The organism is Streptomyces sp. NBC_01635 (assembly GCF_045209715.1).
GTDB classification, from domain to species: Bacteria; Actinomycetota; Actinomycetes; order Streptomycetales; family Streptomycetaceae; genus Streptomyces; species Streptomyces hirsutus.
Genome location: NZ_CP109277.1, coordinates 5,677,211 through 5,703,251, shown reverse-complemented (window position 1 = coordinate 5,703,251; position 26,041 = coordinate 5,677,211). Strand labels below are relative to the sequence as shown.

Here is a 26,041-nt window from a genome sequence, read left to right as displayed (position 1 = left end):
TCGTAGTGCCGTGTCGGTAGTCCCTAAACTCGGCTTGTTTCAAGGAGGGAGCCTCAATCGTGCGCAAGGTGCTCATCGCCAACCGTGGCGAAATCGCTGTCCGCGTGGCCCGAGCCTGTCGGGATGCCGGTATCTCGAGCGTGGCCGTCTACGCGGATCCGGACCGCGACGCTCTGCACGTCCGCGCCGCGGACGAGGCGTTCGCCCTGGGCGGTGACACTCCCGCGACCAGCTACCTCGACATCGACAAGGTGCTGAAGGCCGCCCGCGAATCGGGGGCCGACGCCATCCACCCCGGCTACGGCTTCCTCTCCGAGAACGCCGACTTCGCCCAGGCGGTCCTCGACGCCGGGCTGGTCTGGATCGGCCCGCCGCCGCAGGCCATCCGCGACCTCGGTGACAAGGTCGCCGCCCGCCACATCGCCCAGCGCGCCGGCGCGCCCCTGGTCGCGGGCACGCCCGACCCGGTGTCCGGCGCCGACGAGGTCGTCGCCTTCGCGAAGGAGCACGGCCTGCCCATCGCGATCAAGGCCGCGTTCGGCGGCGGCGGCCGCGGTCTGAAGGTCGCCCGCACCCTCGAAGAGGTCCCGGAGCTGTACGACTCCGCGGTCCGCGAGGCGGTGGCCGCCTTCGGCCGCGGCGAGTGCTTCGTCGAGCGGTACCTGGACAAGCCGCGGCACGTGGAGACCCAGTGCCTGGCCGACACCCACGGCAACGTGGTCGTCGTCTCCACCCGCGACTGCTCGCTGCAGCGCCGGCACCAGAAGCTGGTCGAGGAGGCCCCGGCGCCGTTCCTGTCCGACGCGCAGGTCGCCGAGCTGTACTCGGCGTCGAAGGCCATCCTGAAGGAGGCCGGCTACGTCGGCGCCGGCACGGTGGAGTTCCTGGTCGGCGTCGACGGCACGATCTCCTTCCTGGAGGTCAACACCCGCCTCCAGGTGGAGCACCCGGTCACCGAGGAGGTCGCCGGCGTCGACCTCGTCCGCGAGATGTTCCGCATCGCCGACGGCGAGGCGCTCGGCTACGACGACCCGCCGCTGCGCGGCCACTCGTTCGAGTTCCGCATCAACGGCGAGGACCCGGGACGCGGTTTCCTCCCCGCCCCCGGCACGGTCACCACGTTCGCCCCGCCGTCCGGTCCGGGCGTGCGCCTGGACGCGGGCGTCGAGTCGGGCTCGGTCATCGGCCCGGCCTGGGACTCCCTGCTGGCCAAGCTGATCGTCACCGGCCGCACCCGCCAGGAAGCGCTCCAGCGGGCGGCCCGCGCCCTGGACGAGTTCCAGGTCGAGGGGATGGCCACCGCCATCCCGTTCCACCGCGCCGTGGTCAGGGACCCCGCGTTCGCCCCCGAGCTCACCGGCTCCGCCGATCCTTTCACGGTCCACACCCGGTGGATCGAGACCGAGTTCGTCAACGAGATCAAGCCCTTCACGGCCGCCGCGGACGCCGAGGCGGACGAGGAGATCGACCGGGAGACGGTCGTCGTCGAGGTCGGCGGCAAGCGCCTCGAGGTCTCCCTGCCCGCCTCGCTCGGCATGTCGCTGGCCCGCACGGGTCTCGCGGCCGGGGCCAGGCCCAAGCGCCGTGCGGCGAAGAAGTCCGGTCCCGTGGCCTCGGGCGACACCCTCGCCTCCCCGATGCAGGGCACCATCGTCAAGATCGCGGTGGAGGAGGGGCAGGAGGTCAAGGAAGGCGACCTCGTCGTCGTCCTGGAGGCCATGAAGATGGAGCAGCCCCTCAACGCCCACCGCTCCGGCACCGTCAAGGGCCTCAGCGCGGAGGTCGGCGCGTCCGTCACGTCCGGGGCGCTCATCTGCGAGATCAAGGACTGACCCGCACGACGCTTCAAGGCGCCCGGCGGACCGATCGGTCCGCCGGGCGCCTTGCGTTGACGGGCCACCGCGTGCCTGCGGGCCACCGCACGTCTGCGGACTACCGCGCGCTCACCGTCTGCGCAGGTCCGCGACCCGTGCCCGCTCCGTGCTCTGGGCCTGTTCGGCCGCTCCCAGGCCCACCGCCGACCGCAGCCCCGGACCCTGTCGGCGGGGCCCCGGCAGCGGCATGTCCCGGCGCTGTTGCTGACGTGCCGGAGCCCCGTCACCCCCCGGGCCCGCGGTGCCTCCCGGCGCTCCGGCCACGGCGATCTGGACGCCCTGGTCGGCGAGTGCCTGCAGCTCGGTGGCCGCGCGGTCGTCGTGGGCGGGCGGCTCGTCCGTCACCAGGCGGGTGATGAGGTCCGTGGGCACGGTCTGGAACATGGTGTCCATGCCGAGCTTGCCGTGGTCGGCGAGGACCACCACCTCCGCGGCGGCCTGCACCAGCGCCCGGTCGACGGAGGCCGACAGCATGTTGGACGTGGACAGCCCGCGTTCGGCGGTCAGCCCGCTGCCGGAGAGGAAGGCCCTGGACACCCTCAGCCCCTGGAGGGACTGTTCGGCGCCGCTGCCGACGAGGGCGTAGTTCGAACCGCGCAGCGTACCGCCGGTCATCACGACCTCGACCCGGTTGGCGTGCGCCAGCGCCTGGGCCACGAGCAGGGAATTGGTGACGACGGTCAGCCCGGGCACCCGGGCCAACCGGCGCGCCAGCTCCTGCGTGGTGGTACCCGCACCGACCACGACGGCCTCGCCCTCCTCCACGAAACTCGCGGCGAGGTCGGCGATGGCGGTCTTCTCGGCGGTCGCGAGATGGGACTTCTGCGGGAAGCCGGACTCTCGCGTGAAACCACCCGGCAGTACCGCACCGCCATGCCGGCGGTCGAGGAGTCCTTCTGCCTCCAGCGCGCGCACGTCCCGCCGTACGGTCACTTCGGAGGTCTGGACGACGCGGGCGAGTTCACGGAGCGACACGGCCCCGTTCGCTCGCACCATTTCGAGGATCAATTGGCGACGTTCTGCAGCGAACACGAAACTGACAGTAACTCCAGCGACCGTCTGCTTTCAGCACTTTGCGCTGAATAGCAGAAGTTGTTCGCACACCCGACCGTCAAGTGGTATAAGCGCCAAGTGATGGCCTGGTTGCATCGCCCACGCCGCACGCATGTCTCGCAACTCTCTGTGACCAAAAGGGAGTTGACGGCCACTCGGTGGGCGACGGAGGGGCGCCGGCGGGGAGCCGGGGTCGGTCCGCCCGGTCAGGCTTCCCCGCCCACCTTCCGCGTGTGCAACTGTCGTGCCACCTCGGCGATCGAACCCGACAGCGAGGGGTACACGGTGAAGGCGTTCGCGATCTGCTCGACCGTCAGGTTGTTGTCGACCGCGAGCGAGATGGGGTGGATCAGCTCGGAGGCGCGCGGTGCGACCACGACGCCGCCCACCACGATCTCGGTGCCCGGCCGGCAGAAGATCTTGACGAACCCGTCACGGATGCCCTGCATCTTCGCGCGGGGGTTGCGCAGCAGCGGCAGCTTCACGACCCGCGCGTCGATCTTGCCCGCGTCGACGTCCGCCTGGGTGTAGCCGACGGTGGCGATCTCGGGGTCGGTGAACACGTTCGACGAGACGGTCTTCAGGTTCAGCGGAGCGACCGCGTCGCCCAGGAAGTGGTACATGGCGATGCGCCCCTGCATCGCCGCCACCGACGCCAGTGCGAAGACCCCGGTGACGTCACCGGCCGCGTACACGCCGGGGGCGCTGGTGCGGGAGACCCGGTCGGTCCAGATGTGCCCCGACTCGCGCAGCCTGACCCCGGCCTCCTCGAGCCCCATGCCCGCGGAGTTCGGGACGGCGCCCACCGCCATCAGGCAGTGCGACCCGGTGATGACCCGCCCGTCGGCGAGGGTCACCTCCACCCGGTCCCCGACCCGCTTGGCGGACTGCGCGCGCGAACGCGCCATGACGTTCATGCCGCGGCGGCGGAAGACGTCCTCCAGCACCACGGCGGCGTCCGGGTCCTCGCCCGGCAGCACCCGGTCGCGCGACGACACGAGCGTGACCTTCGAGCCCAGCGCCTGGTACGCGCCGGCGAACTCGGCACCGGTGACACCGGAACCGACCACGATGAGCTCCTCGGGGAGTTCGTCGAGGTCGTAGACCTGGGTCCAGTTCAGGATGCGCTCGCCGTCCGGCCGGGCGTCGGCCAGCTCGCGCGGGTGGCCGCCGGTGGCGATGAGCACCGCGTCGGCGGTCAGCGTCTCCTCGGTCCCGTCGGCGGCCTGGACGACGACCTTGCGCGATCCGTCGAGGGCCTGCATGCCCTCGAGCCGGCCGCGGCCGCGCAGCACCCGGGCGCCGGCCCGCGTCACGGACGCGGTGATGTCGTGCGACTGGGCCAGGGCCAGCCGCTTCACTCGGCGGTTCACCTTGCCCAGGTCCACGCCCACCACTCGGGCGGCCTGCTCGACGTGCGGGGTGTCGTCGGCGACGATGATGCCCAGTTCCTCGTAGGAGGAGTCGAAGGTGGTCATCACCTCGGCCGTGGCGATCAGGGTCTTCGACGGCACGCAGTCGGTGAGCACCGACGCACCGCCCAGGCCGTCGCAGTCGACGACGGTCACCTCCGCGCCGAGCTGCGCGGCGACCAGCGCCGCCTCGTATCCGCCGGGTCCGCCACCAATGATCACGATCCGAGTCACGTACTCCATTGTCCCGCACACTTCACCGTGCGACCGCCCCGGGGTTCCGGCCGTGGCCCCCCTGTTACCGGAGTGGTCCGCGGGGCGGCTGCCGTACGCTCTCCAGCATGTCGCTCTACGCCGCGTACGCCGGCAACCTCGACGCGCGGCTGATGTCCCGCCGCGCTCCGCATTCGCCGCTGCGCGCCACCGGCTGGCTGAACGGATGGCGGCTGACCTTCGGGGGCGACACCTGGGGTCTGCCCTGGCCGGGCGGGCCGGACGGACCGGACGGCGGACTGTCGGCCGAGGACCGGACCGGGACGGGAACCGGGAACGGGATCGAGAGCGGGACCGGAAGCCCGAAGGAGAGCGGGACCGGGGCGCTCGCGACGATCGTCGAGGACCACTTCGCACAGGTCTTCGTCGCGCTGTACGACATCGCCCCCATGGACGAGGAGTCCATGGACCGCTGGGAGGGCACGGGCCTGGACATCTACCGGCGCACCCGCGTCCGCGTGCACACCCTGGACGGCGAGGAATCCGCCTGGTCCTATGTCCTGAACACCTACGAGGGCGGCCTGCCCTCGGCCCGCTACCTGGGACAGGTGGCGGACGCGGCGGAGTCCGCGGGCGCGCCCCACGACTACGTGATGGAGCTGCGCAAGCGTCCTTGCTGAGCGCGCAAGCGCTCACGCGGAGCGGCTTCGCGCACCGACCCGCAGGAACCCGCCCGCACGAAGCCGCCCGTACGACGGTGGGCAGGCGACGGTGGGCGTGCGACGAGGGCTCCGGATCCGGTCCTTTGCCCACTCCTCGTCGGAAACGACAGGACAACGATCGCGAGCCCGTGAGCTACGGCATCTACGCGCGTAGGCGAACACCGGCTACTCTCATCCGCGTGAACGCTTCTCTTCTTCCGGACGACATCCAGGGCGACCCCCACGCCGCAGCCGACGCCGCAGCCGCGCGCCTGCGTGAGCTCACGGGCGCCGAGACCCACGACGTGGCCCTCGTGATGGGCTCCGGCTGGGCACCGGCCGTGGACGCCCTCGGCACCCCCGACGCCGAGTTCCCGGTCACCGAGCTGCCCGGTTTCCCGCCGCCCGCGGTCGAGGGCCACGGCGGCACGATCCGGTCCTACCGGGTCGGCGCCAAGCGCGCCCTGGTCTTCCTGGGCCGCACCCACTACTACGAGGGCCGCGGCGTGGCCTCCGTGGCGCACGGCGTCCGCACCGCCGTCGCCGCCGGCGCCAAGACGGTCGTCCTGACCAACGGCTGCGGTGGTCTGCGCGCGGGCATGCGTCCCGGCCAGCCGGTCCTGATCAGCGACCACATCAACCTCACGGCCACCTCCCCCATCGTCGGCGCCAACTTCGTCGACCTCACCGACCTGTACTCCCCGCGTCTGCGGGCCCTGTGCAAGGAAATCGACGCGAGCCTGGAGGAGGGCGTCTACGCCCAGTTCCCCGGCCCGCACTACGAGACCCCGGCGGAGATCCGCATGGCGCGGGTGATCGGGGCGGACCTGGTGGGCATGTCGACGGTGCTCGAGGCCATCGCGGCGCGGGAGGCGGGTGCGGAGGTGCTCGGCATCTCCCTGGTCACCAACCTCGCCGCCGGCATGACCGGTGAGCCCCTCAACCACGAGGAGGTCCTCCAGGCGGGCCGCGACTCGGCCACCCGGATGGGCACCCTCCTGACCCAGGTCCTGGGCCGCCTGTAGGGGAACCCTCCGCGGGACCCCTCCGGCAGGCCCCCCTTTCCGGGGCCTTTCCGCAGGACCCGTGCCGGGCCCTCCGCCCGGGCCCCTCCGCGGGGCGGGACGACGCAACGAACCATTCGAGAGGCTGACCGACACGTGCACGACGACCTGACCACTCGCGCCCGCACCTGGCTCGCCGAGGACCCCGACCCCGAGACCCGCGCGGAACTCGCGGCGCTCCTCGACGCCGACGACGTCACCGGACTCACCGCCCGTTTCAGCGGCACCCTCCAGTTCGGCACCGCGGGCCTCCGCGGCGAGCTGGGCGCCGGCCCGATGCGGATGAACCGCGCCGTCGTCATCCGCGCGGCCGCCGGCCTCGCCGCGTACCTCAAGAGGCAGGGGCACACCGGGGGCCTCGTGGTGATCGGCTACGACGCCCGCCACAAGTCGGCGGACTTCGCCCGCGACACGGCCGCCGTCATGACGGGCGCCGGGCTCCGGGCCGCCGTCCTGCCCCGGCCCCTGCCCACGCCGGTGCTCGCCTTCGCCATACGGCACCTCGGCGCGGTCGCCGGGGTCGAGGTCACCGCCAGTCACAACCCGCCCCGCGACAACGGCTACAAGGTGTACCTCGGCGACGGCTCCCAGATCGTCCCCCCGGCCGACGCGGAGATCGCCGCCGAGATCGCGGCCGTCGGGTCCCTGAACGACGTGCCCCGTCCCGACGCCGGCTGGGAGACCCTCGACGACTCCGTCCTGGACGCCTACCTCGCCCGCACGGACGCGGTCCTGGCCAAGGGCTCCCCCCGTACCGCCCGCACGGTCTACACGGCGATGCACGGCGTCGGCAAGGACGTCCTGCTCGCCGCCTTCGCGCGGGCCGGTTTCCCCGAGCCGGTCCTGGTCGCCGAGCAGGCCGAACCCGACCCGGACTTCCCCACCGTCGCCTTCCCCAACCCGGAGGAGCCCGGGGCGATGGACCTGGCCTTCGCGACGGCCCGCGAGGCGGAGCCGGACCTGGTCCTCGCCAACGACCCGGACGCCGACCGCTGCGCCGCGGCCGTCAAGGGCACCGCCGGGGACTGGCGCATGCTGCGCGGCGACGAGGTGGGGGCGCTGCTCGCCGCCCATCTGGTCCGCCGCGGGGCGACCGGCACGTTCGCCGAGTCGATCGTCTCGTCGTCCCTCCTCGCCCGCATCGCCGAGCAGGCGGGTCTGCCGCACGAGGAGACGCTGACCGGCTTCAAGTGGATCGCCAGGGTCGAGGGCCTGCGCTACGGCTACGAGGAGGCGCTGGGCTACTGCGTCGACCCGGACGGCGTACGCGACAAGGACGGCATCACGGCCGCCCTGCTCCTCGCCGAGCTGGCCTCCGGGCTGAAGGAGGAGGGCCGTACCCTCCTGGACCTCCTCGACGACCTCGCCGTGGCCCACGGCCTGCACGCCACCGACCAGCTGTCCGTGCGCGTCGAGGACCTGTCCCTCATCGCGGACGCGATGCGCCGGCTGCGGGAGAACCCCCCGGCCGAACTGGCCGGCCTGCCGGTCACCGAGGCCGAGGACCTGACCCGGGGCACGGACGCCCTGCCGCCCACCGACGGCCTGCGCTACACCCTCCGGGGTGCCCGCGTCATCGTCCGCCCGAGCGGTACGGAGCCCAAGCTGAAGTGCTACCTGGAGGTCGTCGTCCCGGTCACCGCGCGGGACGACCTTCCCGCGGCCCGCACCGAGGCGGCGGCCCTGCTGACCGCGATCAAGCGGGACCTGAAGGCGGCGGCCGGCATCTGAGCGACCGGTGCGGGGATCCCGCACCGGAGCACTCGCGGAAAAGCACGGGGAAACCCACGGGGAAAAACGTCGGGAGGGGCTGCCGGATCGGCAGCCCCTCCCGACGTACCGCCCCTCAGGGGGGCGAGATCCCTCAGCCGAGCCCCAGCAGGACCGCCAGCAGCACGGCGCCGGCCAGCGACGGGGCGAGGATCTCGTAGGACCACCGCACGCTCACCTCGCCCTGCGCGCTCGCCTCGCCCCCGCGGTGCTCGTGCAGCTCACGCAGTTCGTCCATCGAGCGGTCCGTCGGCGCCCGATCGACTCCGGCCGACCGGTCCGGGGCGCCCGGGGCGACGCCCCCGCGCCGGGAGGCCCCGGTGCCCGGCGCCCGGTCGCCCGTGACCCGCGGGTCCCGCCGCGTCGCCCGTTTGCGGGCCCGCAGCGAGACGGGCAGGGCCCACAGCTGGTACTTGCCGCCGTCGTCCGAGAAGACCTCGTTGGTGTAGCCGGAGCGCAGCGAGACCACCCGCCCCCAGGGCAGCGTGATCGTGCGGAAGGGGTTGCGGACGCGCAGCCGGTCCTCGTTGGCGTACACCGCAGGGACCAGGGTGTACGCGGCCACCAGGGGGACGAGGAACAGCAGCGCGGCGAGCGCCAGCCACGGGGTGTCGCCCTCGCCGACGGCCACGGCGTCGATACCGAGCCAGCAGGCGAGGGCGAGGATCAGCGCGCCGCCGACGAACCCCGAGGTCGACCGGTAGATCCGGTCGGCGTACTTGGGCCCCGAGGCCGCCGGGCCCGCCGAGGCCGCCGCCGATCCCTCCGACGCCGCTGAAGCCGCCGCCAAAGAGTCCGCGGGCTCCGGAGTCGCCGGGGACTCCGACGCCGCCGAAGGCTCCGACAGTTCGGAGGAGGCGGCGGAGTCGGCGGGCTCGGTGGACTGGGCAGGCTCTGCGGGCTCCCGGTCGGACGGCTGAGGCTCGGGGGTCGTCATGCTCCCGATTCTGCCCGACGCCCGCACCCGCGTTCGCACGGGCAGGCGGTGGGCGGGGCCGGGCGGAACAGGGCGGGAGCAGGACGGGAACCGGACGGGCCCCGCCCCCGTTCCTGAACGGGTCGGAGGGCTGTACAGCCGCTACGCGCGTAGATATGCTCGGCTGGTGACCATGTCCTCCCCTGCACCCACCTCCCCCCAGCCCTCGCCGGCGCCCGAGCGAGGCGGTGCTCCCGCCGCGCTGAGCGACGTCACCGCGTCCGACAGCACGCTGCGCCGCTTCCTGCACGGGCTGCCCGGCGTCGACGCGGTCGGTCTGGAGGCGCGTGCCGCCTCGCTCGGCACCCGCTCGATCAAGACGACCGCGAAGGCGTACGCCATCGACCTCGCCATCTCGATGGTCGACCTGACGACGCTGGAAGGCGCGGACACCCCGGGCAAGGTCCGGGCGCTCGGCGCGAAGGCGGTCCGCCCCGACCCGTCCGACCGTACGGCGCCCGCCACGGCCGCGGTCTGCGTCTACCCCGACATGGTGGCCACGGCCAAGGAGGCCGTCGCCGGCTCCACGGTCAAGGTCGCCTCCGTCGCGACCGCCTTCCCGGCCGGCCGCGCCCCGCTCGCCGTCAAGCTGGCCGACGTCCGGGAGGCCGTCGCCGCCGGTGCCGACGAGATCGACATGGTCATCGACCGCGGCGCGTTCCTCGCGGGGAACTACCGGAAGGTGTTCGACGAGATCACCGCCGTGAAGGAGGCCTGCGGGGCGAGCGCCCGGCTGAAGGTCATCTTCGAGACGGGCGAGCTGTCGACGTACGACAACATCCGCCGGGCGAGCTGGCTCGGCATGCTGGCCGGCGCGGACTTCATCAAGACCTCGACCGGCAAGGTGGCGGTGAACGCCACGCCCGCGAACACGCTCCTGATGCTGGAGGCGGTCCGCGACTTCCGTGCGCAGACCGGGGTCCAGGTCGGTGTGAAGCCCGCCGGCGGCATCCGCACCACCAAGGACGCGATCAAGTTCCTCGTCCTGGTCAACGAGACCGTCGGTGAGGACTGGCTGGACAACCACTGGTTCCGCTTCGGCGCCTCCTCGCTTCTGAACGACCTGCTGATGCAGCGCCAGAAGCTGGCCACCGGCCGCTACTCCGGCCCCGACTACGTGACGGTGGACTGATCACCATGACCAAGAAGAACAAGAAGAACAAGACCGCGGCCGTGTCGGCCGCCGAGGCCGTCGGGGCCACCACGGTCACCGCGGCCACCACCGCCCAGGCCGCCCCCGCGCGCTCGTCCGCCTTCGAGTACGCCCCCGCGCCCGAGTCCCGCGCGGTCGTCGACATCGCCCCGTCCTACGGCCTGTTCATCGACGGCGAGTTCACCGAGGCGGCCGACGGCCGGGTCTTCAAGACCGTCAGCCCCGCCACCGAGGAGGTCCTCTCCGAGGTCGCGCGGGCCGGTGAGGCGGACGTGGACCGCGCGGTGAAGGCGGCCGGGAAGGCCTTCGCGAGCTGGTCGGCGCTGCCCGGCGCCGAGCGGGCCAAGTACCTGTTCCGCATCGCCCGGATCATCCAGGAGCGCAGCCGCGAGCTGGCCGTCCTGGAGACGCTGGACAACGGCAAGCCGATCAAGGAGACGCGGGACGCCGACCTGCCCCTGGTCGCCGCGCACTTCTTCTACTACGCGGGCTGGGCCGACAAGCTCGAGCACGCCGGCTACGGGACGAGCCCGCGCCCCCTCGGCGTGGCCGGCCAGGTCATCCCCTGGAACTTCCCGCTGCTCATGCTCGCGTGGAAGATCGCCCCGGCGCTCGCGACCGGCAACACGGTCGTCCTCAAGCCGGCCGAGACCACCCCCCTCTCCGCCCTCTTCTTCGCGGACGTCTGCCGCCAGGCGGGCCTGCCCCGGGGCGTCGTCAACATCCTTCCCGGATACGGCGACGCGGGCGCCGCGCTGGTCGCCCACCCGGACGTGAACAAGGTCGCCTTCACCGGCTCCACGGCGGTCGGCAAGCAGATCGCGCGGACCGTCGCCGGGACCCGCAAGAAGGTCACGCTCGAACTCGGCGGCAAGGGCGCCAACATCGTCTTCGACGACGCCCCGATCGACCAGGCCGTCGAGGGCATCGTGAACGGCATCTTCTTCAACCAGGGCCAGGTCTGCTGCGCGGGCTCGCGCCTGCTGGTCCAGGAGTCGATCCACGACGAGCTGCTCGACTCCCTCAAGCGCAGGCTCTCCACCCTGCGCCTGGGCGACCCGCTGGACAAGAACACCGACATCGGCGCGATCAACTCCGCGGAGCAGCTCGCGCGGATCACCTCGCTCGTCGAACAGGGTGAGGCGGAGGGCGCCGAGCGCTGGTCGGCGCCCTGCGAACTCCCGGAGAGCGGCTACTGGTTCGCGCCGACGCTGTTCACCGGCGTCACCCAGGCGCACACCGTCGCGCGGGACGAGATCTTCGGCCCGGTGCTGTCGGTGCTCACCTTCCGGACGCCGGACGAGGCCGTCGCCAAGGCCAACAACACGCCGTACGGCCTGTCGGCGGGCATCTGGACGGAGAAGGGCTCCCGCATCCTGGCCGTGGCGAACAAGCTCCGTGCGGGTGTCGTCTGGTCCAACACGTTCAACAAGTTCGACCCCACCTCGCCGTTCGGCGGCTACAAGGAGTCGGGATTCGGCCGCGAGGGCGGCCGCCACGGCCTGGAGGCGTACCTCGATGTCTGAGAAGACCGACAAGAACGTGCAGGCCGGCAAGGCCGCGACCGCCGACACTGCCGGCGGGACCGGGCAGCGGCGGCTGAGCGTCTTCAAGACCTACAAGCTGTACGTCGGCGGGAAGTTCCCGCGTTCCGAGAGCGGCCGGGTGTTCGAGGTGACCGATTCAGGGGGAAACTGGCTGGCGAACGCCCCGCTGTCGTCCCGCAAGGACGCCCGTGACGCGGTGGTCGCCGCCCGCAAGGCGTTCGGCGGCTGGGCCGGGGCGACGGCGTACAACCGCGGTCAGGTCCTCTACCGCGTCGCGGAGATGCTGGAGGGCCGCCGGGAGCAGTTCGTCCGGGAGGTCGCCGACGCGGAGGGCCTGACGCAGGCGCAGGCCGCGGCGCAGGTGGACGCGGCGGTCGACCGCTGGGTCTGGTACGCGGGCTGGACGGACAAGATCGCCCAGATCGTCGGCGGCGGAAACCCGGTCGCGGGCCCGTTCTTCAACCTGTCCTCCCCCGAGCCGACCGGCGTGGTCGCCGTCCTGGCACCCCAGGAGTCGTCCTTCCTCGGCCTGGTCTCGGTTCTCGCCCCGGTGATCGCGACCGGCAACACCGCGGTCGTCATCGCCTCGGAGAAGGCCCCGCTCCCGGCGCTCTCGCTCGGCGAGGTCCTGGCCACCTCCGACGTGCCCGGCGGTGTCGTCAACATCCTGTCCGGCCGTACGGCGGAGATCGCCGCGCCCCTGGCCGCGCACCAGGACGTCAACGCGATCGACCTCGCGGGCGCCGACGAGGCGCTCGCGAAGGAACTGGAGATCGCCGCGGCCGACAACCTCAAGCGCGTCCTGCGTCCACAGCCTGTGGACAACTGGGCGGCGACGCCGGGCACCGACCGCATGACGGCGTTCCTGGAGACCAAGACGGTCTGGCACCCGACGGGTTCGCTGGGCGCCTCGGGCTCCGCCTACTGACGGAGGCGCCGCAGCCCGGAGAGCCGCGCCCCCCGTCCGGGAGGGGCGCGGCTCTCCGTACGTCCGGCGGACGCCTCGATGTCCGGCCGGTCCGCGGGGCGTCCTGCGGATGCCCCGCGGATCAGCCGCCCAGCATTCCCGTCGCCCGGCCGACCACCGGAACGCCGTCGACCGACTGCGCCTGGGCCACCGGGCGGGTCACCGTGCGGGAGTCCACCGGCTTGAAGTCGGCGACCTGGGTGCCCACCCCGTTGTCGAGCGGGTCGACGCCCGTGCCGGCCAGCGGGTTGGGCTTCAGGCCGGAGACCGGGCCCGCGACATGACCGACCGTGCCCGTCAGGGGCTGGGCACCGGTCTGCGGATCGACGGCTCCGAGCGATGCGGGACGCGTGGTGCGCGGGCCCTGGGGCGCCTCCGAGTCCGCCGCCGCCGTCGTCGCGCCCGCCCCCAGGGCCACTCCCGCGGTCGCCAGGGCGACCAGGGTGCGCCGGGCGGCCGGCTTCTTGGGTGCTGCGTGTCGGGCCATCGCTGCTGCCACCTCTTGCCTTCGCCGACCCTCCCGCTGAGTGATCGGAACGACGCGCAGCGTAGTGGAGATGTGGTACGCGCCTCAAAGCGGACCCGCACGGTCGTGCACCACCCGTTCGATGCCTCAGACTGGTGTCCCGTGAGTTCCCAGTCGCCCTTCTCCGCGCGTGTCGTGCTGCTCTGCGGCCCCTCCGGCTCCGGCAAGTCCCTCCTCTCGGCCCGCTCCGGCCTGCCCGTACTGCGTCTCGACGACTTCTACAAGGAGGGCGACGACCCGTCCCTGCCCCTCGTGGCGGGCGGTTCCGACATCGACTGGGACCACCCCGGCTCCTGGGACGCGGACGCCGCCGTCGCCGCGATCGACCGGCTGTGCCGTACGGGCCGCACGGATGTGCCCGTCTACGACATCGGCCTGAGTGCCCGTACGGGCGCGTCGCACGTGGACTTCGGCGCCGCGCCGCTGTTCATCGCGGAGGGCATCTTCGCCGCGGAGATCGTCGCCCGCTGCGGCGAACTGGGCCTCCTGGCCGACGCGCTGTGCCTGAGCCGGGGCCCGGTGAAGACCTTCCGCCGCCGCTTCCTGCGGGACCTCAGGGAAGGCCGCAAGTCCGTGCCGTTCCTGCTGCGCCGCGGCTGGCGGCTGATGCGGCTGGAGCGATCGATCGTCGCCCGCCAGACCGCGCTCGGCGCGCACGCCTGCGACCGCGACGAGGCACTGACCCGCCTGGCGACCGCACGGGGCGGCAGCGTTCCGGCCGGCGCCGGGACACTCACGACGCGTACGTCCGCCCGGTCGTAGCCGGCACCAACACCGGCACCGCGCCGACGCACACACGGCACACGTCGCACACAAGGGAGCGGGACGGGAAGGCCCCCCGGCCTTCCCGTCCCGCTCCCTTGTGGCTCCCCCGCTCCGCGGCGACGTCCCCCGACATCTCCGCGTCCCCCGTTACTTGTTCCCCCCTTGGGTCCCCCCCTTGGTTCCCCCTTGGGTCCCCCCCTTGGTTCCCCCTGGGATCCCCCGATCCCCGGTTCCCCTGGGATCCCCCGATCCCCCGTGCTTCCCCCCGTACCTTCAGGCGACCAACTCGCCGAAGGCGTCCTCCTCGTCACGGCCGAAGCTGAGGACCTCGTCGTCGCGCAGCCGGCGGAGCGACCGCCAGATGCTCGACTTCACCGTGCCGACGCTGATGCCGAGGATGTCCGCGATCTCCGGGTCCGTACGGCCCTCGTAGTAGCGCAGGACCAGCATGGTGCGCTGGAGCTCGGGCAGCCGCGCCAGCGCCTGCCACAGGACCGCGCGCAGCTCGGTGCCGCGCATCGCGTCCGTGTCGCCCACCGTCTCCGGCAGTTCCTCGGTCGGGTATTCGTTCAGCTTGCGGCGGCGCCACGCGCTGATGTGCAGGTTGGTCATGGTGCGGCGGAGGTATCCGCCGACCGCGGCCTTGTCACTGATCCGGTCCCACGCCCGGTAGGTCGAGAACAGGGCGCTCTGCAGCAGGTCCTCGGCCTCGAAGCGGTCGCCGGTCAGGTGATAGGCGGTCGCGTACAGGGAGGCACGTCGCTCCTGGACGTAGGCGGTGAACTCCACCTCCGACAGTGAACGGCGCTCCCCCTGCTCCTCCCCGTACGCGCTTCCCCCGTGCGTTTCCCCCGTGTTCCCCGTGCCCCCCGTGGGCGCGTCGATCACCGTCATGAAGCCGGTGTGACGCCCGGCGCCGCGACCGCACCCCCGCTTGGTCGCGGCACCGGCCTTCTCGCCACCTCGGTGCACGTCGTGCAGACGCGTGACAACTGCGCTGTTGCTGGTGCCGTGCAGTGTGTTCATCTCGCGCCCCCCGTCGTGGACTTCCGGTGTGTTCGCCTTGCGGTGCCGCTTGCCGTCCTGCTGATGACGAAAATCTTGCCGGGGTGACTTCATCGCCGTGTCCGCCGACTGTCACAGGCCTGTCACAGGAGCCGTCCGGGGCGCGGAGCCGCCGTCGCACACACCTTCTCCACAGGCGTCGGTGCACGTAGCCGCCCTTATCCGGTCCCAACGGGCATCTGCCCCCACGGGTCGTACAGGGGGCCTCCATGCGCCAGAATGAGGCTGTGCCTTCCCTGTTGCTGATCGAGGACGACGACGCCATCCGCACGGCCCTGGAGCTCTCACTGACGCGCCAGGGTCACCGCGTGGCGACCGCTGCCAGCGGTGAGGACGGTCTGAAGCTGCTGCGCGAGCAGCGGCCGGATCTGATCGTGCTGGACGTGATGCTGCCCGGCATCGACGGATTCGAGGTGTGCCGGCGCATCCGGCGCACCGACCAGTTGCCGATCATTCTGCTGACCGCGCGCAACGACGACATCGACGTCGTGGTCGGCCTGGAGTCCGGTGCCGACGACTACGTGGTCAAACCCGTGCAGGGCAGGGTGCTGGACGCCCGGATCCGGGCGGTGCTGCGCCGCGGGGAGCGGGAGTCCAGCGACTCGGCGAGCTTCGGCAGCCTGGTCATCGACCGGTCGGCGATGACCGTGACGAAGAACGGTGAGGACCTGCAGCTGACGCCGACCGAGCTGCGCCTGCTGCTCGAACTGAGCCGGCGTCCGGGCCAGGCGCTGTCCCGGCAGCAGTTGCTGCGGCTGGTGTGGGAGCACGACTACCTGGGCGACTCGCGGCTCGTGGACGCCTGCGTCCAGCGGCTGCGCGCGAAGGTCGAGGACGTGCCGTCGTCCCCGACGCTGATCCGTACGGTCCGGGGTGTGGGCTACCGGCTGGATCCGCCTCAGTGACACAGAAGCAACAAGAGCACCAGGAACACCACGGCGGGTCCCGCGGCTGGTCCGCGGCGCGCAAGGGCGTCTGGTCCCGGCTGCGCTTCACCAGCCTGCGGCTGCGGCTCGTCGTCGTCTTCGGGCTGGTCGCGCTCACCGCCGCGGTGTCCGCGTCGGGCATCGCGTACTGGCTCAACCGCGAGGCGGTGCTCACCCGCACCCAGGACGCGGTCCTGGGCGACTTCGAGCAGGAGATGCAGAACCGGGCGGGCGCGCTGCCCGAACGGCCGACGCAGGAGGAACTGCAGTACACCGCGGGTCAGATGGCCAACAGCAGCCAGCGGTTCTCGGTGCTGCTGATCGCCGAGGACCCCCACGGCCGTACCGTGTACGGCAGTTCGGGCGGGCTGAGCGGCTTCTCGCTGCAGGACGTGCCGGTCTCGCTGCGCGAGGCGGTGGACGAGCGGCAGAAGATCACCTCGACCAACAAGTACGCGTACCACCTGTACTGGCAGCGGATCGTCGCCGGCGGCACCCCCTATCTGGTGGCGGGCACCCGGACGATCGGCGGCGGGCCGACCGGCTTCATGCTCAAGTCGCTGGAGCCGGAGGCCAAGGACCTCAACTCGCTCGCCTGGTCGCTGGGGATCGCCACCGGACTCGCGCTGATCGGCTCCGCGCTGCTGGCGCAGGCCCTGGCGACGACCGTGCTGAAGCCGGTGCAGCGGCTCGGGACAGCCGCCCGGCGGCTCGGCGAGGGCAAGCTGGACACCCGGCTGCGGGTGTCGGGAACAGACGAACTGGCCGACCTGTCACGGACGTTCAACAAGGCGGCCGAGGCACTGGAGAAACGGGTGGCCGACATGGCCGCCCGGGACGAGGCGTCCCGCCGGTTCGTCGCGGACATGAGCCACGAGCTGCGCACCCCGCTGACCGCGATCACGGCCGTGACGGAAGTCCTCGAGGAGGAGCTGGAGTTCGAGGGCGGCGGTATCGACCCGATGGTCGAGCCCGCCGTACGGATCGTGGTCAGTGAGACGCGGCGGCTCAACACCCTGGTCGAGAACCTGATGGAGGTCACCCGCTTCGACGCGGGCACCGCCCGTCTCGTTCTCGACGACGTCGACATCGCCGACCAGATCACCGCCTGCATCGACGCCCGTGCCTGGCTGGACGCGGTCGAACTGGACGCGGAGCGCGGCATCCACGCCCGGATCGACCCGCGCCGGCTGGACGTGATCCTCGCCAACCTCATCGGCAACGCGCTCAAGCACGGCGGCTCGCCGGTGCGGGTGTCGGTGCGGGAGGAGAGCGGGGCCGAGGACGGGGACGGGGCCGGGGACGGGAGCGGAGGCGACCCCTCGGGGGCCGGAAGCGCGACCGGCGGCGCCGAGGCAGTGGCGGGCGAAGTCGCGGACGACGGGGCGGAACCCGGGACCGGCACCGAAGGCGGGGGAACGGTGATCATCGAGGTGCGGGACCAGGGGCCGGGCATCCCCGAGGACGTCCTGCCGCATGTCTTCGACCGCTTCTACAAGGCCAGTGCCTCCCGGCCGCGTTCCGAGGGCAGCGGGCTCGGCCTGTCCATCGCGATGGAGAACGCCCATGCCCACGGCGGTGAGATCACCGCTGCCAACGCTCCCGGGGGCGGCGCGGTGTTCACCCTGCGGCTGCCGCGCGACATCTCCGCGCTGATGGAGGAAAACCCCGAGAGCACAGAGAACGCAGAGAACGCAGAGAACGCAGAGAACACCGAGGACGCGCGGAAGCGCACGGGCGGCACCTCCGGGAAGGCCGGCGGCAAGGGCGGCACCCGGCGTGAGAACGCCGAGGGGGACGACCGATGAACGGACGGCCGAGGCGCGTAGGCCGCTTCCCCGGGCTGCTCGGCGTCACCGCGCTCGGCGTGCTGCTCGCGGGGTGCGGGATCCGGGCCACCGAGGTGCCGACCGACTTCGGTCCGGCGCCCTCCCGGGTGCGCTGCTCGCAGACCGAGACGGACGGGGCCTCACCGCCCGCGCAGGGCCTGCCGGCCCAGGTGTTCCTGCGCTGCGGCTCGTCCCTGGTGGCCGTCGACCGGACGGTACGGATGCCGGAGGGGGCGGCGGACTCCGGGCAACGGCGCGCCCAGGTGGCGCAAGGACTGCTGGACCAGCTCTCGGCGTCGCCGACGTCCGCCGAGAAGGAGGCCGGGTACGCCACGAACGTACGGGGCGGGATGACCGTGAGCGGTCCGCGGCCCGGCGACCCCCAGGACACGCTGCGCCTGAGCACCCCGCCGGGAAGCCTGACGTCCTACGCCCTCGCGCAGATCGTCTGCACGTTCTCCGACTCGGCGGCGGCCGAGGGCGACGGCTCGGTGGTCCTGGGCGGCCAGGACGACGAGCGGGCGCGCCGCTACCGGTGCACGGACGAGGTCCGGGCCCGTCCGGGCAGCGCGGAACCCCCGTCCACGGCGGTCACCGGCGGGTGAGGCTCCCGCGGTGCGTCGCGCGCTCCGGCCGCGTACGCGGCCCGTACCCGGCCTGCGTGCGGCACTGTGGCGCACGCCTCACCCGACCGGCGGGGCCCCACGCGGAACCGATCCCGCCGAGGGCCGCGTCTAGGGGTTCGTGCAGCGTCAAGGCCCCGTCGGCGGCACCGCCGCGTTCCGTATCCGTGTGACAGGAGGTCTCCTCCTGGCCGCGTATCTCGTGTTCGTCGCCTGGTGCACGCTGCGCCCGCTGAACGTCCCCTGGGTGGTGCCCTCCAATCTGCGTCCCTTTCACGGCATCCGGGCGGACTTCGCGCTGGGCTGGGCGACGGGGGCCCACCGGGTCGCCGAGGGACTGGCGCTGTTCGCGCCGCTCGGTGTGCTGCTGCCGATGACGGGGGGCCGACTGACCGTCTCACCGGTGGGTTCGCTGATCCGCACCATGACCGCGGCGGCGCTGCTGTCGCTGGGCATCGAGATGCTGCAGACCGGGGTGCCGGGCCGGGTCGTGGACGTCGACGCGCTGATGCTGAACACCCTGGGCGCGGCCCTCGCGCATGCCGCCCTGGTGCCGGCGGGCCGCGCGTGGCTGCGCCGGCGGGACCTGCACCGTACGGGGGCGGAGAGCCACCGGGAGGAGCCGGCTCAGGGTCGGACCCCGACGATTGCCAGGGTCGGGATCGCCCCCTGGAGTGACGCTTTGCCCCCTTCGTCTCCGTAACGTGGAGTGCACAGGAACAGCCGTACGGAAGCCGGCCGGAACAGGCCCGGACCCGGACCCGAACCCGGGCCCGGCATCAGTCCCGGAGCCGTTCCCGGACCCCCGGCACCCGTGGGCCACTCGGCAGCACGACCACGAAGGAGTTCACGATGTCCCGCCTCGCCCGCCCCATCGACAACCGCGTGATCGGCGGCGTGTGCGCCGCGCTGGCCCGCCGTTTCGGCACCTCCGCGACCACGATGCGGGTCGTCTTCCTGGCCTCGTGCCTGCTGCCCGGTCCGCAGTTCCTGCTCTACATAGCGCTGTGGATCCTGCTCCCTTCAGAGCACAAGGTCCGGACGAGCGCCTGGTGAGGCCCGCGCCCTCCCCGTGAGCACGCCTGTGGGGCGCCCCCGGTCCGGGGGCGCCCCATGGGTCGCGGGTCCGCCGGGGACAAGCCCGGGGCGGGACGCTCCTGTGGACGTCAGCCGATGGGGAGGCCGTTGACGGAGCCCTGCAGCGGCATGCCGCCGAGCAGGCCGGCGACCGGCTGCGGCGGGCCGCCGGCGAGCTGCTGTCCGGTCTCCAGCGCCTGCCCCGTCTCCGGCAGCGCGCCGGAGAGGTTCTCCGCCGGAAGGGCCTGGGTGGCGGTGTCCAGCGCCGGAAGGGCGGCCGGGACGGCCGGGGCGGCGGTGGCGGCACCCGCACCTGCGGCGGCGAAGGCGGCACCGAGCGCGGCGACACCGAGGGTCTTGGCGGCAGACTGCTTCATGAAGGTGTTTCCTCGAAATGGGATGCGGGGATGTGAGCGGTCCGGTGACCGTAATCAGACGGAACCACCGGCCGCAAACACCGGAATGCGGAGGAATGGTGAACGCAGCCCGCATTCCCGAATGCCCGAGGTTCTCCGGTTCACTCCTCCGAGGTGACAGAACCGCTGGTGGAAGCGGTCTGCCGGAACAGCCATTCGGATTTCAGCTCGGCATAACCGGGCTTGACCACGTCATTGATCATGGCGAGTCTTTCATCGAAAGGAATGAACGCCGATTTCATCGCATTGACGGAGAACCACTGCATGTCGTCGAGCGTGTAGCCGAACGCCTCGACCAGGTGCTCGAATTCCTGGCTCATGCTCGTGTGCGACATGAGCCGGTTGTCCGTGTTCACCGTGGCCCGGAAGTGCAGCCGGCGCAGCAGGCCGATGGGGTGCTCGGCGTACGAGGCCGCCGCCCCGGTCTGGAGGTTGGAGCTGGGGCACAGCTCCAGCGGGATGCGCTTGTCCCGGACGTAGGAGGCGAGCCGGCCGAGCTCGACGGTGCCGTCGTCGCGCACCTGGATGTCATCGATGATGCGCACCCCGTGCCCGAGCCGGTCGGCACCGCACCACTGGAGGGCCTGCCAGATGGACGGCAGCCCGAAGGCCTCACCGGCGTGGATCGTGAAGTGGTTGTTCTCGCGCTTGAGGTACTCGAAGGCGTCGAGGTGCCGGGTGGGGGGGTAACCCGCCTCGGCGCCCGCGATGTCGAAGCCGACGACGCCCAGGTCCCGGTAGCGGTTGGCGAGTTCGGCGATCTCCAGCGCGCGGGCCGCGTGCCGCATGGCGGTGAGCAGCGCGCCGACGCGGATGCGGTGGCCGTCCTCCCGGGCCCGCCGCTCCCCTTGGCGGAAGCCCTCGTCGACCGCCTCGACGACCTCCTCGAGGGTCAGCCCGCCCTCGAGGTGCTGCTCGGGCGCATAGCGCACCTCGGCGTAGACGACACCGTCCGCGGCCAGGTCCTCGGCGCACTCGGCGGCGACCCGCACCAGGGCGTCCCGGGTCTGCATGACGCCGACGGTGTGCGAGAACGTCTCCAGATAGCGTTCCAGGGAACCGGAGTCGGCGGCCTCCCGGAACCAGAGACCGAGCTTGTCCGGGTCGGTCTCGGGGAGTTGCGTGTATCCGGCCTCGCGGGCCAGGTCGACGACGGTACCGGGGCGCAGGCCGCCGTCGAGATGGTCGTGCAGCAGAACCTTGGGCGCCCGGCGGATCTGGTCCGCGGTCGGGGTGTTCGCAGTGCTCTGGCTCGTCATCTGCGCACTCTAACTCCTACGCGCGTAGATCACCTGGCGCACGCATACGCCGATATCCAACAGTGACCGCACGGCAGGGTGGCGTACACCGTTGCTTCTGACACTGTTCTGCCATGGCACAGCAAGCGACGCCGGTTCACGGGGCACGGCTGGGGAGGGCGCTCGGCCCGGAGCCGAGGGCGGCAGGCGGCGTGGTGCTGCTGCTGCCCGGCGGCGATCCGGTCTCCAGCCGCAGGCCGTCCCCCCTGGTGGCGACCGCCTCCGTACGCGCGCTGGGACGCCGCCTCGGCCGCGCGGGCCGGACCGAGGGGATCGCCGTCCATGTCGTCCACTACCGCTACCGGGGCTGGAACGGCGGCGAGGCGCATCCCGCCCGGGACGCCGCCTGGGCCGTCGACGAGACCGTGCGGCGCTACGGGGACGTTCCCGTGTGCCTGGCCGGCCTCGGCATGGGTGGCCGGGCGGCCCTGCGCGCGGGCGGCCACGAGGCCGTCACCTCCGTGCTGGCGCTGGCCCCCTGGCTGCCCGGGGAGGACGGGCCCGGGCCACCCGAACCGGTGAAGCAGCTGACCGGGCGACAGGTGCTGATCGTGCACGGCACGCACGACACGCGGACCGACCCCGAACTGTCCTTCCGGCTGGCGGCGCGGGCGAAGAAGGCGAACCGGGACGTCTGCCGCTTCGAAGTGCACACCGACGGGCACGGGTTGCGCCAGTACCGGGACGAAGTCCTCGCCCTGTGCGAGGACTTCGTGATGGGGGCGCTCTTCGGACGGGCGCTCTCACGTCCGCTGCGGGACGCCCTGGCGGCGCCTCCGCCTCTGGGGCTGCGGATGCCGCTGGCCTCGGGGTTCGGTGCGTCGTTACGGCGATAGGCGACCGGAGTGCGACGGCCGTCGCACCACGACCGGCGACCGGCGTACGGCGTTGCGGCGGCGGGCAGCCGGGTGCCCCGGGGTGCCGGTCAGTCCGGGAGCAGGCGGCCGCGGCGCGACAGCAGGAACTTCTTGAAGGCCGTCACCGGCGGGGTGTCCGGCCGCCCGGCCAGCCAGGCGACGCCGATCTCGCGGGCCGCCCGCGGGGAGGCCACGGTCAGTTCGACCACTTCGGGGCGGGGCACGGCCGGCGGCGGCAGCAGGGCGACGCCGAGCCCGGCCGCGACCAGGCCCCGCAGGGTCTCCGCCTCCTCGCCCTCGAAGGCGACCCGGGGCCGGAACCCGGCCAGGTCGCAGAGGGCGTCGGTGATGCGGCGCAGGCCGTAACCGGGTTCCAGGGTCACGAAGGTCTCGTCGGCGGCCTCGGCGAGGCGGATCCGTCGGCGGCCGGCGAGCCGGTGGTCGGCGGGGACGACCAGGCGCAGCTTCTGCTCGTCCAGGCGACGGGCGACGAGGTCGGGGGCGTCCGGGACCGGGGAGGTCAGGCACAGGTCGAGCTCGCCCGCGCGGAGGCCTTCCAGCATGGCGTCACCGTGGTTCTGGACGAGGCTGAAGCGGATGCGCGGATGGTCGGCGCGGAAGGTGTGCAGCAGCCCGGGCACGGTCTCGGCGCCCATGGTGTGCAGGAACCCGAAGGCGACCTTGCCGGTGGCCGGGTCGGCGTCGGCGCGCACCTCCTCGGCGGCCCGCTCGATCTCGGCGAGGGCCCGGTCCACGGAGACGAGGAAGGTGCGGCCGGCGGGAGTGAGGGAGAGCGTACGGCCGTGACGGGCGAACAGGTCGACGCCCAGGTCCTGTTCGAGGCGGACGACGGACCGGGAGAGCGTGGACTGCGGGACCTGCATCTCCTGGGCGGCACGGGTGACATGCTCCGTGCGGGCGACGCCGGCGAAGTGGACGAGACGCGGCGCGAGCAGCGCGACGATGTCTTCTGTGTCACTGGACGGTGACAGCCGACCCTGCGACCTCTGCTGATGCTGCATGGGAACGATTATGACGATTCCATGCATTGGACGGATGAGCGGAGCCGTCCGTAGCGTCGAAGCATGTCTCCCGCCAGTACCAAGGCGTCCACCGCTGTGGACGCCCGCACATCCGTCACGTCCACGGTCTCTCCCTCCTCCCCTCCCCCGAGCGCGCCCGACGCCCCCGACGCCCCGGACGTCCCGAGCGCGCCGGGCGGCGCCGACTCCCGCATCTCCCCGGGCGGCCCCGGTTTCCGCCGGATGAGCTTCGCCCTGTTCCTGGCGGGGGTGGCGACCTTCGCGCTGCTGTATTCCACGCAGGCCCTGCTGCCGCTGATCTCCGGCGACCTCGGGGTGAGCGCGGGCGACGCGAGCTGGACGGTGGCGGCGGCCACCGGCGGTCTGGCGGTGTTCGTACTGCCGATGAGCGCGCTGTCGGAGCGGTACGGACGCCGTACGGTCATGACGGCCTCCCTGGCCGTCGCGGTGACCGTCGGGCTGCTGGTTCCCTTCGCCCCGTCGCTGGGCGCCCTGGTGGCACTGCGGGCGCTCCAGGGGGCGGCCCTGGCCGGGGTGCCCGCCTCAGCGACCGCGTACCTGGCGGAGGAGGTCAGGCCGAAGGCCCTGGTGACCGCGATCGGACTGTTCGTCGCGGGCAACAGCGTCGGCGGGATGAGCGGCCGGGTCATCACCGGCTGGGTGGCGCAGGAGTGGGGCTGGCGGGTCGCCGTCGGCGTGATCGGGGTGCTCGCGGTGGCGTGCGCGGTGGCGTTCCGGCTGCTGCTGCCGGCGCCGAAGCACTTCCGTCCGGGCTCGCTGCGTCCGCGGGTGCTGCTCGGCACGGTCCGCACCCATCTCGCGAACCCGCTGCTGCGACGCCTGTACGCCATCGGCGCCCTGTTCATGACGGTGTTCGGCGGGGTCTACACCGTGATCGGCTACCGGCTGGCCGAGGCGCCCTTCTCCCTCCCCCAGGGCATCGTCGGCTCGATCTTCCTGGTGTACCTGGTCGGCACGGTGGCGGCGTCGGCGGCGGGCCGGCTGGTGAGCCGACTCGGCCGCCGGGGCGCGCTGTACGCGGCGGGCGGCACCACCGCGGCGGGCCTGCTGCTGTCCCTGGCCGGCTCCCTGCCCCTGATCCTGCTGGGTCTGGTACTGATCACCGGCGGCTTCTTCGCGGGCCACGCGGTCGCGTCCTCGGCGGTCGGACGGACGGCCACCCGGGGCCGCGCCCAGGCGTCGGCGCTGTACCAGTCCGCCTACTACGTCGGCTCCAGCGTGGGCAGCACGGTCGGTGCGCTCGCCTTCCACTCGGGCGGCTGGGCCGGGACGGTGGGGGTCGGTCTGGTGGCGGTGGCCGGCGTCGTGACCATCACGGTGCTGGGCACCCGGGCGGCCCGGGTGGAGCGGCGCGGGCTCGTCCCGGCGTGAGGCGGCCCACCGGGCCGGGCGGCCGGGAAGCGGGCGGAAGCTTTCGTTCCGTCCGCTGAACCGGCGTCCCCGAACTGCGCGTTCGTCGACTCGGGGGGCCGTTGTCAGTGGGCTGCGGTAGCTTCCGAGGTGCTGGGCGCGAAGGCGCGTCGCAGACAAGCCACAGGGGTGGGTGGACGATGACGAACGGCACGGCGACGACGACCGGTATCGACGCCAGGCTCGAGGCGCACCGCGTCGAGCTGACCGGGTACTGCTACCGCATGCTCGGCTCCTCCTTCGAGGCGGAGGACGCGGTGCAGGACACGATGGTCCGTGCCTGGCGCGGCTTCGACACGTTCGAGGGCCGTTCCAGTCTCCGCTCCTGGCTGTACCGCATCGCGACCAACGTCTGCCTGGACATGCTGACGGCCGGCAACAAGCGGGCTCGTCCGATGGACCTGACGGAATCGACCCCGCTGGCCCGCGCGGCCCTCTCGCCCCGGCCGGACCACACCTGGCTGGAGCCGATGCCGGATTCCCGGGTGCTGCCCGAGACCGCCGACCCCGCCGAGGCGGCGGTCGCCAAGGAGTCCGTGCGGCTCGCCTTCATGGCCGCGCTCCAGCAGCTGCCGCCCAAGCAGCGGGCGGTGCTGCTGCTGCGCGAGGTGCTGGCCTGGAAGGCGAGCGAGGTGGCGGAGCTGCTCGGCACCTCGGTCGCGTCGGTCAACAGCGCGTTGCAGCGGGCGCGGGCGACGCTCGCGGAGCGGCGGCAGCCGGGCGCCGAAGCGTCCGTCTCGGACCCGCTGGACGAGGAGCAGCAGAAGCTCCTGGAGCGCTATGTGGCGGCGTTCGAGGGGTACGACATGGCGGCGCTGACGGCGTTGCTGCACGAGGACGCCATCATGACGATGCCGCCGTTCGACCTGTGGCTGACCGGCCCCGGCGACATCACGGGCTTCATGACGACGCTGGGCGCCTCCTGTGCGGGGTCGCGCCTGCTGCCGGTCCAGGTCAACGGCCTGCCCGGGTTCGCCCACTACAAGCCGGACCCGGAGGCCGGCGGTTTCACGCCGTGGGCGGTCCAGGTACTGGAGATCTCAGACGGCCGGATCACCGGGTTCCACTGCTTCCTCGACACCCGGCGCTGGTTCCCGCTGTGCGGGCTGCCCCTCCACCTCGAAGCCGAGACCGACGAGGTCGAGCAGGGAGCATAGGGCGGGGTCGGGGTCGCGCAGCCGTATCCGGCCCCCGGTCCGGCGGGCCAGGAGCTGGAGGCGCGCCAGCAGGTTCACGGCGGCGAGCCCCGGCGGCCCCAGCCCTCCCACGTCGCAGACGACCACCCCGCCGGCCCCGCCGCCGTCGAGGAGTGCCCGCAGCGCGTCGCTCGGTCCGCTCACCCCGTCCGGGGTGACGGGGCCGAGCAGGACGAGTACAGGGGGTGTCATGGCGTCCACGATCGGTAGACCGGGCGCGAGCGTGTAACTCATCGCGGGCCCGTGTCCGCCCTCGCCG

At 72.6% G+C, this 26,041-nt stretch carries 24 protein-coding genes and 2 pseudogenes; 17 read left to right on the top strand and 9 right to left on the bottom strand.

The genetic code is table 11. From position 1 onward, the window contains the following. The first annotated feature begins 59 nt into the window (after positions 1–59). Complete coding sequence (locus tag OHB56_RS26655; protein ID WP_406356035.1) at positions 60–1,832, top strand: acetyl/propionyl/methylcrotonyl-CoA carboxylase subunit alpha; 1,773 nt, start codon at positions 60–62, stop codon at positions 1,830–1,832. A gap of 111 nt (positions 1,833–1,943) precedes the next feature. Here the strand turns inward: OHB56_RS26655 and OHB56_RS26650 are convergent, their stop codons facing one another. Then, positions 1,944–2,906 (bottom strand): DeoR/GlpR family DNA-binding transcription regulator, encoded by a 963-nt coding sequence (locus OHB56_RS26650; RefSeq protein ID WP_326754438.1) that lies wholly within the window; start codon positions 2,904–2,906, stop codon positions 1,944–1,946. A 227-nt stretch (positions 2,907–3,133) separates the two neighbouring features. Then, on the bottom strand, positions 3,134–4,582 hold the full coding sequence (locus OHB56_RS26645; RefSeq protein ID WP_406356033.1) for an NAD(P)H-quinone dehydrogenase: 1,449 nt from the start codon (positions 4,580–4,582) through the stop codon (positions 3,134–3,136). Positions 4,583–4,680: 98 nt separating this feature from the next. Here OHB56_RS26645 and OHB56_RS26640 point away from each other — a divergent pair. The 4 genes and pseudogenes from OHB56_RS26640 to OHB56_RS26625 form a co-directional block, all read left to right on the top strand. Then, positions 4,681–4,821 (top strand): annotated as a pseudogene (locus OHB56_RS26640) (gamma-glutamylcyclotransferase); the annotation flags it as partial. Positions 4,822–4,929: 108 nt separating this feature from the next. After that, positions 4,930–5,232: pseudogene (locus OHB56_RS26635) on the top strand (gamma-glutamylcyclotransferase); the annotation flags it as partial. Between the two features lie 221 nt (positions 5,233–5,453). Continuing rightward, positions 5,454–6,278, top strand: a complete 825-nt coding sequence (locus tag OHB56_RS26630; RefSeq protein WP_326754436.1) for a purine-nucleoside phosphorylase — start codon at positions 5,454–5,456, stop codon at positions 6,276–6,278. Positions 6,279–6,413: 135 nt separating this feature from the next. Beyond that, on the top strand, positions 6,414–8,048 hold the full coding sequence (locus OHB56_RS26625) for a phospho-sugar mutase (protein ID WP_326754435.1): 1,635 nt from the start codon (positions 6,414–6,416) through the stop codon (positions 8,046–8,048). 133 nt (positions 8,049–8,181) lie between these two features. Here OHB56_RS26625 and OHB56_RS26620 read toward each other — a convergent pair whose 3' ends face one another. Beyond that, positions 8,182–9,024, bottom strand: coding sequence for a PH domain-containing protein (locus OHB56_RS26620; protein WP_406356030.1), 843 nt, complete (start codon positions 9,022–9,024; stop codon positions 8,182–8,184). A gap of 172 nt (positions 9,025–9,196) precedes the next feature. On the opposite strand from OHB56_RS26620, the gene deoC reads away from it, so the two are divergent. Genes deoC through OHB56_RS26605 form a run of 3 tightly spaced genes read left to right on the top strand, consistent with a single transcriptional unit; the run spans position 9,197 to position 12,691 of the window. Beyond that, entirely contained in the window at positions 9,197–10,195 is a 999-nt protein-coding gene (gene deoC / locus OHB56_RS26615) for a deoxyribose-phosphate aldolase (RefSeq protein ID WP_326757148.1), read from the top strand. 5 nt (positions 10,196–10,200) lie between these two features. Next, positions 10,201–11,742 (top strand): aldehyde dehydrogenase family protein, encoded by a 1,542-nt coding sequence (locus OHB56_RS26610; protein WP_406356028.1) that lies wholly within the window; start codon positions 10,201–10,203, stop codon positions 11,740–11,742. Next, a complete protein-coding gene (locus OHB56_RS26605; protein ID WP_406356026.1) occupies positions 11,735–12,691 on the top strand; it encodes an aldehyde dehydrogenase family protein in 957 nt (318 codons plus the stop codon). The genes OHB56_RS26610 and OHB56_RS26605 overlap by 8 nt, the downstream gene beginning before the upstream one ends. Positions 12,692–12,812: 121 nt before the next feature. Here the strand turns inward: OHB56_RS26605 and OHB56_RS26600 are convergent, their stop codons facing one another. After that, positions 12,813–13,217 (bottom strand): hypothetical protein, encoded by a 405-nt coding sequence (locus OHB56_RS26600; protein ID WP_326754431.1) that lies wholly within the window; start codon positions 13,215–13,217, stop codon positions 12,813–12,815. 141 nt (positions 13,218–13,358) lie between these two features. On the opposite strand from OHB56_RS26600, the gene OHB56_RS26595 reads away from it, so the two are divergent. Next, positions 13,359–14,018 carry a uridine kinase gene (locus OHB56_RS26595; RefSeq protein ID WP_326754430.1) on the top strand — a complete coding sequence of 220 codons (660 nt, stop codon included), beginning with the start codon at positions 13,359–13,361 and terminating at the stop codon, positions 14,016–14,018. Positions 14,019–14,294: 276 nt separating this feature from the next. Here the strand turns inward: OHB56_RS26595 and OHB56_RS26590 are convergent, their stop codons facing one another. Then, positions 14,295–15,047, bottom strand: a complete 753-nt coding sequence (locus OHB56_RS26590; protein WP_326754429.1) for a SigE family RNA polymerase sigma factor — start codon at positions 15,045–15,047, stop codon at positions 14,295–14,297. A gap of 266 nt (positions 15,048–15,313) precedes the next feature. Here OHB56_RS26590 and afsQ1 point away from each other — a divergent pair, with 266 nt between their 5' ends. The 5 genes from afsQ1 to OHB56_RS26565 all read left to right on the top strand — a co-directional run bounded on the left by afsQ1 (position 15,314) and on the right by OHB56_RS26565 (position 19,520). Then, a complete protein-coding gene (afsQ1, locus tag OHB56_RS26585) occupies positions 15,314–15,991 on the top strand; it encodes a two-component system response regulator AfsQ1 (RefSeq protein ID WP_029394402.1) in 678 nt (225 codons plus the stop codon). Continuing rightward, complete coding sequence (locus OHB56_RS26580; RefSeq protein WP_326754428.1) at positions 15,988–17,820, top strand: ATP-binding protein; 1,833 nt, start codon at positions 15,988–15,990, stop codon at positions 17,818–17,820. Before afsQ1 ends, OHB56_RS26580 begins: the two co-directional genes overlap by 4 nt. After that, positions 17,817–18,446, top strand: coding sequence for a hypothetical protein (locus OHB56_RS26575; RefSeq protein WP_406356023.1), 630 nt, complete (start codon positions 17,817–17,819; stop codon positions 18,444–18,446). Before OHB56_RS26580 ends, OHB56_RS26575 begins: the two co-directional genes overlap by 4 nt. A 139-nt stretch (positions 18,447–18,585) precedes the next feature. After that, on the top strand, positions 18,586–19,167 hold the full coding sequence (locus OHB56_RS26570) for a VanZ family protein (protein WP_406356021.1): 582 nt from the start codon (positions 18,586–18,588) through the stop codon (positions 19,165–19,167). A gap of 149 nt (positions 19,168–19,316) precedes the next feature. Next, positions 19,317–19,520, top strand: a complete 204-nt coding sequence (locus tag OHB56_RS26565) for a PspC domain-containing protein (protein WP_388437798.1) — start codon at positions 19,317–19,319, stop codon at positions 19,518–19,520. A 110-nt stretch (positions 19,521–19,630) separates the two neighbouring features. On the opposite strand, the gene OHB56_RS26560 is transcribed toward OHB56_RS26565, so the two are convergent. After that, positions 19,631–19,918 carry an ATP-binding protein gene (locus tag OHB56_RS26560; RefSeq protein ID WP_406356019.1) on the bottom strand — a complete coding sequence of 96 codons (288 nt, stop codon included), beginning with the start codon at positions 19,916–19,918 and terminating at the stop codon, positions 19,631–19,633. 140 nt (positions 19,919–20,058) lie between these two features. After that, positions 20,059–21,216, bottom strand: a complete 1,158-nt coding sequence (locus OHB56_RS26555; protein WP_406356018.1) for an adenosine deaminase — start codon at positions 21,214–21,216, stop codon at positions 20,059–20,061. 113 nt (positions 21,217–21,329) lie between these two features. On the opposite strand from OHB56_RS26555, the gene OHB56_RS26550 reads away from it, so the two are divergent. Beyond that, the gene (locus tag OHB56_RS26550) at positions 21,330–22,091 is read left to right on the top strand and encodes an alpha/beta hydrolase (RefSeq protein WP_406356017.1); all 762 of its coding nucleotides are present in this window, start codon (positions 21,330–21,332) and stop codon (positions 22,089–22,091) included. An 89-nt stretch (positions 22,092–22,180) separates the two neighbouring features. Here OHB56_RS26550 and OHB56_RS26545 read toward each other — a convergent pair whose 3' ends face one another. Beyond that, positions 22,181–23,134: a LysR family transcriptional regulator gene (locus OHB56_RS26545; protein WP_406356016.1), complete on the bottom strand. Its 954-nt coding sequence runs from the start codon at positions 23,132–23,134 to the stop codon at positions 22,181–22,183. Positions 23,135–23,197: 63 nt separating this feature from the next. Here OHB56_RS26545 and OHB56_RS26540 point away from each other — a divergent pair, with 63 nt between their 5' ends. Continuing rightward, positions 23,198–24,547, top strand: coding sequence for an MFS transporter (locus OHB56_RS26540; protein ID WP_406356015.1), 1,350 nt, complete (start codon positions 23,198–23,200; stop codon positions 24,545–24,547). 179 nt (positions 24,548–24,726) lie between these two features. Then, positions 24,727–25,743, top strand: coding sequence for a sigma-70 family RNA polymerase sigma factor (locus tag OHB56_RS26535; protein ID WP_055629976.1), 1,017 nt, complete (start codon positions 24,727–24,729; stop codon positions 25,741–25,743). Here the strand turns inward: OHB56_RS26535 and OHB56_RS26530 are convergent. Beyond that, positions 25,627–26,016 (bottom strand): STAS domain-containing protein, encoded by a 390-nt coding sequence (locus OHB56_RS26530; protein WP_326754419.1) that lies wholly within the window; start codon positions 26,014–26,016, stop codon positions 25,627–25,629. The genes OHB56_RS26535 and OHB56_RS26530 overlap by 117 nt on opposite strands. Positions 26,017–26,041 lie beyond the last annotated feature (25 nt).

Bases quoted from the DNA above. Each gene is read 5' to 3' on its own strand.
- OHB56_RS26530 (WP_326754419.1), bottom strand. From the start codon at position 26,016: ATGAGTTACACGCTCGCGCCCGGTCTACCGATCGTGGACGCCATGACA.
- OHB56_RS26610 (WP_406356028.1), top strand. From the start codon at position 10,201: ATGACCAAGAAGAACAAGAAGAACAAGACCGCGGCCGTGTCGGCCGCC.
- OHB56_RS26600 (WP_326754431.1), bottom strand. From the start codon at position 13,217: ATGGCCCGACACGCAGCACCCAAGAAGCCGGCCGCCCGGCGCACCCTG.
- OHB56_RS26575 (WP_406356023.1), top strand. From the start codon at position 17,817: ATGAACGGACGGCCGAGGCGCGTAGGCCGCTTCCCCGGGCTGCTCGGC.
- OHB56_RS26535 (WP_055629976.1), top strand. From the start codon at position 24,727: ATGACGAACGGCACGGCGACGACGACCGGTATCGACGCCAGGCTCGAG.
- OHB56_RS26590 (WP_326754429.1), bottom strand. From the start codon at position 15,047: ATGAACACACTGCACGGCACCAGCAACAGCGCAGTTGTCACGCGTCTG.
- OHB56_RS26540 (WP_406356015.1), top strand. From the start codon at position 23,198: ATGTCTCCCGCCAGTACCAAGGCGTCCACCGCTGTGGACGCCCGCACA.
- OHB56_RS26555 (WP_406356018.1), bottom strand. From the start codon at position 21,216: ATGACGAGCCAGAGCACTGCGAACACCCCGACCGCGGACCAGATCCGC.
- OHB56_RS26620 (WP_406356030.1), bottom strand. From the start codon at position 9,024: ATGACGACCCCCGAGCCTCAGCCGTCCGACCGGGAGCCCGCAGAGCCT.
- deoC (WP_326757148.1), top strand. From the start codon at position 9,197: ATGTCCTCCCCTGCACCCACCTCCCCCCAGCCCTCGCCGGCGCCCGAG.
- OHB56_RS26550 (WP_406356017.1), top strand. From the start codon at position 21,330: ATGGCACAGCAAGCGACGCCGGTTCACGGGGCACGGCTGGGGAGGGCG.
- OHB56_RS26565 (WP_388437798.1), top strand. From the start codon at position 19,317: ATGTCCCGCCTCGCCCGCCCCATCGACAACCGCGTGATCGGCGGCGTG.
- OHB56_RS26645 (WP_406356033.1), bottom strand. From the start codon at position 4,582: ATGGAGTACGTGACTCGGATCGTGATCATTGGTGGCGGACCCGGCGGA.
- OHB56_RS26560 (WP_406356019.1), bottom strand. From the start codon at position 19,918: ATGAAGCAGTCTGCCGCCAAGACCCTCGGTGTCGCCGCGCTCGGTGCC.
- OHB56_RS26545 (WP_406356016.1), bottom strand. From the start codon at position 23,134: ATGCAGCATCAGCAGAGGTCGCAGGGTCGGCTGTCACCGTCCAGTGAC.
- OHB56_RS26605 (WP_406356026.1), top strand. From the start codon at position 11,735: ATGTCTGAGAAGACCGACAAGAACGTGCAGGCCGGCAAGGCCGCGACC.